General features: G+C 36.9%; 8 protein-coding genes. 3 read left to right on the forward strand and 5 right to left on the reverse strand.

All coding sequences use genetic code 11. The features are described from left to right. Nucleotides 1-28: 28 nt before the first annotated feature. The 3 genes from mglA to ACFFHK_RS06700 all read left to right on the forward strand — a co-directional run bounded on the left by mglA (nt 29) and on the right by ACFFHK_RS06700 (nt 3,145). Nucleotides 29-1,546, forward strand: coding sequence for a galactose/methyl galactoside ABC transporter ATP-binding protein MglA (mglA, locus tag ACFFHK_RS06690; protein ID WP_382370812.1), 1,518 nt, complete (start codon nt 29-31; stop codon nt 1,544-1,546). Between the two features lie 20 nt (nt 1,547-1,566). Then, nucleotides 1,567-2,577: a galactose/methyl galactoside ABC transporter permease MglC gene (gene mglC, locus ACFFHK_RS06695; protein ID WP_382370814.1), complete on the forward strand. Its 1,011-nt coding sequence runs from the start codon at nt 1,567-1,569 to the stop codon at nt 2,575-2,577. Nucleotides 2,578-2,749: 172 nt separating this feature from the next. After that, nucleotides 2,750-3,145: a hypothetical protein gene (locus ACFFHK_RS06700; RefSeq protein ID WP_382370816.1), complete on the forward strand. Its 396-nt coding sequence runs from the start codon at nt 2,750-2,752 to the stop codon at nt 3,143-3,145. 59 nt (nt 3,146-3,204) lie between these two features. Here the strand turns inward: ACFFHK_RS06700 and ggt are convergent, their stop codons facing one another. The 5 genes from ggt to pcnB form a co-directional block, all read right to left on the reverse strand. Next, on the reverse strand, nt 3,205-4,986 hold the full coding sequence (ggt, locus tag ACFFHK_RS06705) for a gamma-glutamyltransferase (protein ID WP_382370818.1): 1,782 nt from the start codon (nt 4,984-4,986) through the stop codon (nt 3,205-3,207). A 672-nt stretch (nt 4,987-5,658) separates the two neighbouring features. Further along, nucleotides 5,659-8,667: a two-partner secretion domain-containing protein gene (locus tag ACFFHK_RS06710; protein ID WP_382370820.1), complete on the reverse strand. Its 3,009-nt coding sequence runs from the start codon at nt 8,665-8,667 to the stop codon at nt 5,659-5,661. A 17-nt stretch (nt 8,668-8,684) separates the two neighbouring features. Further along, nucleotides 8,685-10,397 carry a ShlB/FhaC/HecB family hemolysin secretion/activation protein gene (locus tag ACFFHK_RS06715; RefSeq protein WP_382370822.1) on the reverse strand — a complete coding sequence of 571 codons (1,713 nt, stop codon included), beginning with the start codon at nt 10,395-10,397 and terminating at the stop codon, nt 8,685-8,687. 242 nt (nt 10,398-10,639) lie between these two features. Continuing rightward, a complete protein-coding gene (folK, locus tag ACFFHK_RS06720; RefSeq protein WP_382370824.1) occupies nt 10,640-11,134 on the reverse strand; it encodes a 2-amino-4-hydroxy-6-hydroxymethyldihydropteridine diphosphokinase in 495 nt (164 codons plus the stop codon). A gap of 8 nt (nt 11,135-11,142) precedes the next feature. After that, the gene (gene pcnB / locus ACFFHK_RS06725) at nt 11,143-12,582 is read right to left on the reverse strand and encodes a polynucleotide adenylyltransferase PcnB (protein WP_382370826.1); all 1,440 of its coding nucleotides are present in this window, start codon (nt 12,580-12,582) and stop codon (nt 11,143-11,145) included. Between the last annotated feature and the right edge of the window lie 112 nt (nt 12,583-12,694).

Below are 12,694 nucleotides of genomic sequence, written 5' to 3' on the forward strand. Positions count from 1 at the left end.
CCCCTCTTTCGTTAGTTTGGGGTTAGATATGTCAATGCAAGTCGAAAACCGAAGTGAAATACTGTTGGAAATGAAGAATGTGAGTAAATCATTTCCCGGTGTGAAAGCGCTCGATCATGCAAACTTAACGGTACGTTCATATTCCGTGCATGCATTAATGGGTGAAAATGGTGCAGGGAAATCAACATTACTGAAATGTCTGTTCGGTATTTACGCTAAAGATGAAGGACAGATCCTTTATCTTGGAAACACAGTTAATTTTAAAACATCAAAAGAAGCACTAGAGAATGGGATTTCGATGGTGCATCAAGAGTTAAACTTAGTTCGCCAAAGAAGTGTAATGGATAACCTTTGGTTAGGTCGCTATCCTTTAAAAGCAGGATTTGTTGATCACGGTAAAATGTATCGTGATACTAAAACTATTTTTGAAGAGTTAGGAATAGATATCGATCCAAAAGAAAAAGTCGCTAAATTATCTGTTTCACAAATGCAAATGATTGAAATTGCGAAAGCTTTCTCTTACAACGCAAAAATTGTGATCATGGACGAGCCAACCTCTTCTCTCTCTGAAAAAGAAGTGGATCACCTATTCAAGATTATTGATAAATTAAAAAATCGTGGTTGTGGGATCATTTATATTTCTCACAAAATGGACGAAATTTTCAAAATTTGTGATGAAGTAACCATTTTACGAGATGGTAAATGGGTGAATACAGTTGCGATTAAAGATACCAATATGGATCAACTGGTGGCAATGATGGTAGGACGTGAGCTCACACAACGTTTCCCAGAAAAACATAATGTGCCAAAAGAAACAATCTTAACGGTAGAACATTTAACAGCTAAAAACCAACCCTCAATTCAAGATGTCAGCTTTGAATTGCGTAAAGGGGAAATCTTAGGGATTGCAGGGTTAGTCGGAGCGAAACGAACAGATATCGTGGAAACCATTTTTGGTATTCGTGAAAAGAGAAGTGGTACGATCACTTTACATGGTAAAGAAATGCGTAACCGCAATGCGTTAGAAGCCATTAATAATGGTTTTGCATTAATTACTGAAGAGCGACGTTCAACAGGGATTTATGCAAATTTAAGTATTGAATTTAATTCATTGATTTCAAATATGAAAGCTTATCTAGGTAAGTTTGGTTTATTGAGTACTTCAAGAATGAAGAGTGATACACAATGGGTAATTGATTCAATGAATGTGAAAACGCCATCTCATCGTACTAATATCGGTTCATTATCAGGTGGTAACCAACAAAAAGTGATTATCGGTCGTTGGTTATTAACACAACCCGAAATTTTAATGATGGACGAACCAACTCGTGGGATCGATGTTGGCGCGAAATTTGAAATTTACCAATTAATGATGCAGTTAGCCGAAAAAGATAAAGGAATCATTATGATCTCCTCTGAAATGCCTGAATTATTAGGTGTAACCGACAGAATTCTAGTGATGAGTAATGGTCGTGTTGCGGGGATTGTCGAAACGGCAAAAACTTCACAAGAAGAAATTTTGCAACTTGCTGCGAAATATTTATAAGTTGATAAAAGGATTGAATTATGGCTGGTATTCAACAAAAAAAATCACTAGATTTTATGAAACAAAATGCGATTTATTTTGTTCTTTTAATCTTATTAGGTGTTATCGTTTCTCAAGATGATACTTTCTTAAGCTTACTTAACTTTAGTAACATTCTTACGCAATCATCAGTTAGGCTAATTATTGCACTTGGTATGGCAGGAATCTTGATTAGCCAAGGAACAGATTTATCTGCAGGTCGTCAGGTTGGTCTTGCAGCGGTAGTATCAGCAACCATGTTGCAGGCATTAGATAATACCAATCGTGTTTTCCCTAATTTAGCTGAAATGCCAATTCCTGTTGTGATCTTAATTGTCTGTGGAATTGGCGCTATTATTGGTATGCTCAATGGATTAATTGTTGCTTATCTCAATGTAACCCCGTTTATTGCAACATTAGGTACAATGATTATCGTATACGGTGCTAACTCACTTTACTATGATGCAGTAGGTTCTTCTCCTATTGCTGGTTTTAGCAAATCATTTTCTGATTTTACGCAAGGGTTTATCCAGCTAGGAGATTTCAAACTCTCCTACATTACTATTTATGCTGCGATTGCGGCGTTTTTTATCTGGGTAGTATGGAACAAGACTCGTTTTGGTAAAAATATGTTTGCTATTGGCGGCAATCCAGAAGCTGCACGTGTATCAGGGGTAAACGTTGCCCGTAACTTAATCTTTGTTTATGTCCTAGCTGGGGCATTCTATGGTTTTGCTGGTATGTTAGAAGGTGGACGTATCGGTAGTGCAACAAATAACCTTGGTTTTATGTATGAGTTAGATGCTATCGCTGCTTGTGTAGTTGGTGGGGTATCTTTCGCTGGTGGTGTAGGAACAGTAATTGGGGTGATTACTGGGGTAATTATCTTTACTGTTATCAACTATGGTTTAACATATATTGGCGTTAACCCATATTGGCAATATATTATCAAAGGTACCATTATTATCTTAGCGGTAGCAATTGACTCATTAAAATATGCTAAGAAGAAATAATTGCTAATAAACTCATTGTAAATTCCTTGTTAATTTTAAAGTCGGTTTCTGCACCTTAACAGTTATTGTGAGGTGCAGTTTTTTTATTGTGCGAGTAATTAAGAATACCCTATTCATCAATGAGAATTGATAGTATGCTTATGCAGTATTATTCAAGTAAAGGTGAATTACTATGAAAAAAGCACTTCCACTGATCATTTCTATTGCTTTACTTGCTGGTTGTGCATTATCGCCAGAAGAACAGCGAGCAATGGAAAAGGCAAAAATTCGTCAGCAGCAAGCCTTACAAGTATCATTAGCAAAACAATGTGATGTAGAAACTGCCTCACTGATGCAGCGCCATTTTGATCAAGATATTGGCTTAACTGAAAAACAACAGAAACGATTTGAAGCAGAATATACCAAGAAAGTAAATGCCCCCATGTTCCAAGCTTGCTATAAATTAGCCTTGCAAAATTATATGGCAGAAAAACAAATTAGACAGATGGAATTAGAAAGACAATTTTATGATGATTATCCTCCTTATGATTTAAGACCTCGTTGGCGAAGACATCGGTTATATTGGTGAGAATATTGAATTGTAATAATATAAATAAGGTCGGAAAGTATCCGACCTTAATTTTAGGATTAATAGCCTAAAGTTGCTCCATCAGGATTACGTGGATCAGATGCACCATAGAAACCATCATCTCTTGCTTGGATAATTTGTACACGTCCCATAGTGGCTTTAGTAACTACTTTATATCCTTGTTTTTCAAGGAGATGAATTGTATCGGGGCTAATTCCCTCTTCGATACGTAATTCATCTGGTAACCATTGATGATGCACACGAGGGATATTGATTGCTTCAGCAACATTCATATCATAATCAATGGTATTTAAAATACTTTGTAACACGGTTGTAATGATGCGGGCACCACCTGGACTACCTGTAACTAACCAAGGTTTGTTATCTTTCATCACAATGGTTGGTGTCATAGAAGATAACGGTCTTTTCTTCGCTTCAATTGCATTCGCTGTACCGCCAATTAAGCCAAAGGCATTTGGTACACCAGGTTTGGAAGAAAAATCATCCATTTCATTATTGAGTAAGATTCCTGTACCTTGGGCAACAATGCCTGTTCCAAAATTGAGATTTAGGGTGTAAGTTACGGCAACAGCATTACCAAATTTATCCATAATGGAGTAGTGTGTGGTTTGATCACTTTCGTAAGGCTGAGGTTTACCTGGTTTTATTTCGCTAGATGGAATAATTTTATCATCTTGGATTTTTTGTGCTAATTCGTTAGCATATTTCTTTGAAATTAACCCTTGTAATGGAATTTTAACAAAGTCAGGATCGCCTAAATATTCGGAACGATCTGCATAAGCTAATTTCATCGCTTCCGCATAATGCTGAATTGCTTTAGCACTATTTACGCCATATTCATTTAATGGATAACGTTCTAAGATATTTAAAATTTGTACTAGATGAGCACCGCCTGAACTTGGTGGCGGCATAGTAACAATTTTATAACCACGATATTCACCTGTAACAGGTTTGCGTTCTGCTACTTGGTAACTTTTCATATCTTCTAATGAGATTAAACCACCATGTTTTTCCATTTCTTTCACAATTTTTTCTGCGATTTCACCCTCATAAAAGGCTTTAGCTCCTTGTTTTGCGATCAAACGTAAGGAGTGAGCAAGATCTTTTTGAATTAAGCGATCACCACTTGTTAACGGTGCCTCATCTTTAAAGAAAATTGCTTTTGTGCTTTCCCATTTACCCAAGTTATCTTTTTCGACTGCAAGGGTTTTACCGAGAGTATCACTAATAATGAAGCCGTTTTCAGCTAGTTTAATAGCAGGTTCAATGACTTTTTCTAATGGCATTGTTCCCCATTTTTTCAGTGCGTATTCCATACCTGCAACGGTACCAGGAACACCAACAGCAAAGTGAGTAAAGAGGGATTTTCCATCTACCACATTACCTTTTTCATCTAAGTACATATCTTTATCTGCTTTTAGTGGAGCAACTTCACGGAAGTCAATAGCAAAATCTTCACCTGTTTTGGCATCATGCAGCACCATAAAACCACCACCACCGATATTGCCCGCATTTGGTAACACTACTGCTAAAGCAAAACCTACTGCTACCGCAGCATCGATAGCATTACCGCCTTGTTTTAGAATGGATAATCCAACTTCTGTGGCGAGATGTTGTTCAGTTGCAACCATTCCATTCTTACCATAGATAGGATGAAAAATATCTTTACTACTGTCATAGCGTTGAGCTGCGGCAATAGTTTGAGTGCTTATTTGATCATTGGCAAGTACTATATTCGCTTGAACATTCAGGGTAATTAGAGGAAGAGAGAGCAATAATGGTAATAAACTTTTTTTGAAAAGTGATGAGTGTTTTTTCATATTATTTTCCTTGTTTATGATAGTAATTGTAAGAAATTATTTTTAACAAATTGATTACAATATTGCAAATAAAAAATGATGAGCGAAATAGTATTGGGATTAGTTAATATTGTTTTATGCTCCGCTGAGAATAATGCCTTGTTTTGTAATTTCTGTGTAGTCCAAAGCCTGTGCTCCGTTTTGCCGAAACCCACGTTGCATAAGATTTTTTTGTCCATTTTAATAACTTCTCAATCATGCCAATGTAAATGAATTGGGAAGAAATATGTTGCTCTCAAAGGGTAAGAGCTTGCCCAAAATTATGATAAATAAGGTGAAATTAAGAGAGTAGTTTGCTATCGCCCTTATGAATTAGACAGAGAAAATGATTGCTAATACATTGAGAGTTAGTAGTGTTAAGGACTAGTTATCAGGAAAAAGGCTACTGAATGGATTAGATTTAATTGCATTAATGGGTATTTCTCCTCATATTAGGCAACTTATTTGGGGAACATCTAAAGTTGAACAATGTTATCAAGATGTGCAAATAATTATTACAACAAATATAATGTCTCCTACTTAATAATATATAACAATCAGAAAATATTTCTTATGATATAAAAATAGTTTAAAGCACTTATAGCGCTTTAAACTATTTTGAATCAAGAATATATTTGATATGGAATAAATTAGTTAAGGTTTTTTATTTTCAGAAGATGATTCATTTTGTTGTGTTTCATGTAGAATCATATTAGCAATAGCTGTACTAATTTTACTACCTTTTATTACTGCACCATTTAATGTGGCGTTTTTACCATCACGTAAAGTTGCTTTATTACCTTTTGTAATAGTAGAAAGTTTCGTAATAAGAGTATTATCTTCGTCAGCATTTTCATTTTCTTCTGTTTCTTCTATTTGAATTTCTTCTATATCAATGGTTACTGCCTCATTATTTAAATTCGCTATACTCAAATTATTATTTATATTTCTTTGAATATAAAAATTACGTAATGCGGTATACATATAATCTGAGTTAAGCCAAGTTTCCTTATCAGTAAATAGCAAATTATCCTCTATTTTTGGATTAGATGGATATAGAGTATTTTCTGGTATACTATTGTTATTTTCTGATGGCTGATCAGAGACTATTGGTAATTTATTTGTGGTAGTGATTGGGCGCTGTGCCAAATCTTTCACTATTTGTTGATAGTTTGTATGTTCAACATATTGCGCAACAGGAATATCCATATCCTCGCGGACTTCCTTTTGATATGGTTTATTATCGCTCCAATGGCGTGTGTAATAACGATCTAAACCACCATTCCATTGGATATAACTCCGACGTTGGATACCCTTATCAATATTTATTTTAATTCCGGTGGCATCAATATTTTGGGCATGTGTTTGATCAGGTAAATGCGCTGCAATAATAATACTTTTATCATTGATAAAATTTTCTCCTTGAAATGTAATATTTCCTTTAGCGAGAATTTTGCCTGGTTTACTTGTGTTAATAACATCTTGTATTACTTGTCTCTCTTCAACAACAATATCGTCAAAATTGGTATAAATATTTGTTTTATTTAATTTGCTATTATGTTGATCAATAGCTTTCCCTAACTTGAGATATTTCTCTGCAATTTTATTATTCCAATCATCAGATGATACACCTGTAGGTGCTGTAGTCGGAGCTTCAATATTAAAATATGTCCAGATAGGGCTATCTGCTGAATAAATTGAAGCAGGATTAATTGGACAATCGCCTCCAGAATTATTGGTAGTACAAAGTTGTGTATTTGGATATGGTAATAAATGTCCATCAAATACATTATTTTCAGGTAATGTAGTTGGCATTGAATAATTGTGTGGAGCAACTCTTCCTGCTTTACTAAAATCAATCCATTTTAATAAATTCCAATTAATGAGTTGTTCACTATTCTCTGGACGGAGATAGTGATATGTTAAATTATCAGTGCTAATTACTTCAGCTTTCGTTGTGAAATGACGATTAGTGTTGTTTATATTATTAATATTTAAACTAATATTTTTTTCTGCTTCAATAATACTACTGTCATTATCTAAACGCTCCCCCTGCCCCGTTGCATGGTTATCCTTATCCAACGTACGACCAAACACAATGTCGCCACCACTGTAAATCGAGGCGCCACCTTTTTTATTGGCTTCATACTGTGTCGTTCGATTGGTAACATTCATAACTCCAATGTCTAACCGTTTTCGTGCTGCAATCACCGCAGCATGGGTATCCTCAGTACGTTCATCTTGATTGAGGAGACTGTCTGCTTGTAACGCAATGTGGTCGCCATAAATGCGTCCTGTGCCAATATTGTCAATGTGCTTGGCTTGAATGTGCGTTATGCTGCTATTGTCATCAGCATAACTGTTAATCAGACCACGATTGTCTAAGGTATCTTCAAGGGTGAGCGCGACCGCACCACTTTGTATTTCACCACTTGTGGGTTGTTGTAAGGTGCGCGCTTGAATGGTTGTGCTTTGTTTAGCGCTCACTGTCCCTGCTTGGCGAACCGCTTTTGGCGTATGTAGCGTGATATTCCCTTGCTGCGCAAGCATGTTGGCGTTAGCTTGGTTTTCGATTGTGTCGCGGGTAACGATGTTCACATTTTGCTTTGCCCCAATATACCCACTATTGATAATCTGCCCTTGACTATCAATCACCACATCGCCCGCTGCTGCACCAATATGTCCTGCATTGCGCACACCTAACCCGCTTTCCGTCCCAATCAGGTGGATTTGATTGGCATACATGCCACCTAACTCAGCAACATCTACCGCATACCCCTGAGATGCTGTTACTTCACTGCCACGAATCACTTGGAGGCTACTGGCACTTTTTGTTGATTGTGCTGGAACCTGATTTTGCCCCGTGGTAACCGTTAATTGATTTGCCCAAATCCCCGCATTGACATTCACTTCTTTGGCGATAATCTCGGTGTAGTCTTGTCGATGGCTATCTAACCCTCGCCCCGATACCGTTATCTCACCCTGTTCAACTCGATACCCTTTTACTTGCCCATTTTCAAGCTGAACTTGCCCTGTGGTCATTGTACTGCGTCTTGCATTGATAAAACCACACCCCTCACAATGAATACCATTCGGGTTGGCGATAATCACCTCTGCTTTGCTTCCCGCCACTTCAATATAGCCTTTTAATTGACTTGGCTTGCTGGCATTGACTTCGTTTAAAATCACTTTTGCTTCACCGCCCACTAAGTAAGGATTGGCTTGTACCCAACCACCTTGTTCGGTTTTTACATTTTTGCGGCTGTTATTGAGAATCGCCCCACGAGTATTGACATCAAATTGTTGGTATTTGTTATGTGATAAGCCTTTGTCATTGGGCGTTTGGATATTAACTTGTGGTAAGCCATTGGCGGTTTGTAACACAATCGGTTGTTGGCTTTTTGGTGCCTGACTATCGGCACGGATTTGGAGTTCATCAGCAACTGCGCTAGCGGAAAAAGAGGAGACCGCCAAAACGCCTAACAGGCTATAAAGTCCCATCATTAACGGGGTTAATCTCCAGTGAATCAGCATGCGAGAGAGATTGGTAAAAACGCGATTGCCTGATTGAGGTGCTTTCCCTATTTTAGTTGTTATCTCGGAAACGACAACGAAACGTTGTAAGAGTCTGTTAAAGATGATGCGGTAACAATGTTTGTTCATTACTTTTCTCCTTAACGTTAGAATGAATAACTCAGGCTAAAGCCTGTCGTTACATGTGAAGTACGAAAACCTGATGGTTTATGTAGCGGTATACCAGCAAAATACTCATAAGATAATCCCCAAAGATTACCTCTTAAACCGATAGCGCTCCCGAGTAGATTTTTACCGAGGAACTCACTTGTATAGTTACCACTAACATGACCACCATCTAATGCGAGATAAATTTCATGCCCTTTATTGGCAATATTCCAGCCTAATTCATTACGCCATACCCAACCACGCTCTCCTGTGAGGGTTAATTCACCATCGAAACCTCGCACGGTATAACGTCCTCCAATACTAAACATATCTTGTAAAATCAATGGGGTTTTATTCCATTGGGCTTGCCAATAGCTGTTAAATTGTAGAGGTTGTTGCCCAAGCGTGAATGGTTGTCTAAACGCTAAAGAAGCCGTAATAATTTTAGGACGTGATGTTCCTTCTCCCCATTTTTCTTCTGGTGCAGGGATAGAACGATAAGCGCCAGTTCCTTGCTTGTAGTTGAGAGCAATATTTAATGTCGCATTTCCTAAACGCTCTTGATGAGCTAACCCAGCGGTCCAACCTGCCATGCGGCGATGTTGAATGGCGATTTCTGCATTATCAACAAAGTTTCGACTTGCTCGATGCCAAACGCCGAAAGTGGCACTGGTTTTTCTTATATTATTACGGTACAGCATACGAGAAAGCGCAATGTTAGTTGTTTTATTGCGTCCCGCGTATTCATAATTGGTAAATGCGCCAAAAACAGTTTGATGATAGCGGTTTTGGGTAGAAGAAAAGTTTAGTAACCACTCTTTCCAAGGAATGGCATAATATAAACTGCTGCTACGGCTACCATGTCGACCTGGGGCATCGCTATCTCGGGAAATGCTTTGTGTCCAAGAGGCATAAAAAACATCATTGAGTGAGAGTAAATTTTCTATTGAAATTGTTGCGCCAGCTTGTAAACGACCAGTGGCTTTACTACCACTATCATCTAATGATAATGCTAAGCGATAAGGAAAGGCTTGCTTGAAATCAATCTGTATATCACTTTCACCTGGTAAAGCATTTATATCTTTCGCTGGTACAATCTGAATATTGGCATCTACATGAGGTGGGCGTTTTAAATTCTCTAAGCCTTGTTCAACATCACGAATATTAAGTAATTCCCCTTGAGAAATGGGTAAAGCAAACCAAATTGTGCCTTTATGCGCTTTTAATGCTGCACTATGATCGCGTAATTGAATATTACGTACTTTACCTGGTACCACAGTTAAAACTAAACGCCCACTACGTAAATCTTGCGGTTGAGCCAAAACTCGGGTTGTAACAAAGCCTTTTTCAATAATGGCATTTTGTACTCGTTTGATAATCTCGCTGATGCCTTGACTACCTAAACAATGTGGCAAGGTGAGGTCTTTTGGGGCATATACGGCTGGTAATGCCCAATCAAAGTTGGTCTTGAATTTGTCTGTTGGTAGATTATCAATAGCATTATTTTCTAGCGAAAACTCTGTTAAATAGAGAGCGGAAATGGTAAAACAAGGCGTGTCTATAGGAAAAGATTGAACCTTATCACCTTGCGTATCTATATGAACTTCTCGATGTTCGTCAAAATTTGTTTGACGAGCTTGTTGTTGTTTTTGTTGTAACCGCTGTTGCTGTGCATCTAGGTGTTGTTGTTCTTTATATTTTATTAAATCCATAGATGAACTATTCTCTATAGCAATAGCACTATATGCAATAATGCTGAGACAGCATAATAAAGAAAGTGATGAAACTTTACTCATCTTAAATGTATAACCTTTTGTATGTATAATTGACAAATCTTGTTACTGAATTTTAATTTTGTATAAATTTTCTCTTGAATGTTTATAGATGTAAAGCTTCTTTACTTTTCTAACTAAACATAAGTAGGAGAAATGGGGTGTTTTTTGTATTATCTAAGTTATAGATGATCAATTTCCTCTATTTTTTGCATATTGTGTTGCAGAAAAGGCTTAATAATTTCAGTTAATAATTGTCCATCAGGAAATATCAAGCTTGGTGCAATATCAAATAGCGGAATTAACACAAATTCACGCTTTTTCATTTCACAATGTGGAATAGTTAAACGTTCTGATTGAATTATGTCTTGATTAAATAGCAATATATCTAAATCTAAAGTACGCTCACCCCAACGACGCAATCTTACTCGTCCTTGTGCTTGCTCAATAGATTGTAATACATCTAATAATGCCAATGGTGTAAGCGCTGTGTGTAGTTGAGCAACGGCATTGACATAATCAGGTTGATCTTGTGGACCTAATGGCTGACTAGTATAAAAAGGGCTGACGGCAATTAATTGCAGATCAGAATGATGCTTTAAAGTTTGTAAGGCAGTAATAAGCTGTTGTAATGGTTTATTCAAATTACTGCCCAAGGCGATATAGACATTATTCATATCATTTACTATTTATTGGTAACAGAAGCTGTTTTTCTTTTTCGATTCTGTGAACGATAACGGCGGCGAGGGCGACGTTTTTTTTCTCTATCATTCTCTGCATAGCGTTTTTGTTGTACTTGAATTAATTCGTTGCGCTGAGCAGTATTACTTTGTTGATATTCATACCACCAAGCAGCTAATTCAATAGTTTCACCATGTTCAATTTCAGCACGCATCGCTAATAAATCATAGGCTGCACGGAATTTTTGATGTTCTAATGTTAATTGAGGGCGCTTACCTGTGCGTTTAGTAAAGAGTAATTGTAACGACCAAATATCTCGAATTGTTGCTGTATGGCGACGTAAAATTGCGACACGTTGACAGATAAGGTGAAGTAAATCATTACTCGCTAAAGAATAAGCATCAAAATTATTTAATCCACCTTCATTTTTTAAAACTTCAATTCGCTCACGCAATGGATACCAAAAAAAAGCAGCAAAAATAAAAGCTGGATTAATACGTAAATTATCAGCAATACGTTCGTCAGTAGAGCGCAATGATTTTAATAACATCTTTTCCGTAAAAGAGTCGCCTTTTTCAGTAAAAAATGGCATTAATGCTGGGAATAATTGCTGGAATAGTTGGTATTTATATAAAAGTAGATAAGTTTTTTCACCTTGTCCTGTTTGTAATAATTTTAATGACTCATCGAATAGGCGAGCAGCAGGAATATTTTGTAATAACGGGGCTAACTCATAAATGGGTTGCTCACACTGCTTATCTAAGAACATATCTAATTTCGCCATAAAGCGAACTGCTCGCAGCATTCTAACGGGATCTTCTTGATAACGTTGTACTGGATTACCAATAAGCATTAAACGACCCGCTCGCAAGTCTTTGAGTCCATTAAAGAAATCATATAGTTGATCTTTATTTGGATTGTAGTAAAACGCATTAACAGTGAAATCACGACGTGCAGCATCATCTTCTAATGTACCGTACACATTGTCGCGTAATAACATTCCTGCGGCACTTTGTTTGGCAAATTTGTCATTATTAACATCATCATGTGCAGCACGGAAAGTAGCTACTTCAATAATCTCTTTACCGAAAAGAATATGGGCAAGGCGAAAACGGCGACCTACTAAACGACATTGTCGTTGAAATATTTTTTGTATTTGTTCTGGACGAGCATTGGTTGCAATATCAAAATCTTTTGGTGTTTTATTTAATAATAGATCGCGTAAGCAACCACCAACAACATAAGCTTCAAAGCCATGTTTTTGTAATTTCTCAACAACTTGAAGGGCTTGACGGCTAATAAGATGTGGATAGATGCCGTAATTTGATGCTTTAAGAATATACGAAGACGCTACTGACTTATTAGGTCTGCGAGAGAGAGCTTTCTTTTCAGTTGGTTTATTTTTAATACTAGTGTTTATGATTGATTCACTAGTAGGTTGCATACTTTCTTCTTTCGTATTTTTTTTCTGAAAGAGTTTTCGAATATAGTTAAAAATAGTTCACCTCAAAAAATGTTTCATTAAAAGTGTACATGGCTATAAATAATAAACTCTC

This window comes from Gallibacterium trehalosifermentans (assembly GCF_042433055.1).
Lineage (GTDB): Bacteria > Pseudomonadota > Gammaproteobacteria > Enterobacterales > Pasteurellaceae > Gallibacterium > Gallibacterium trehalosifermentans.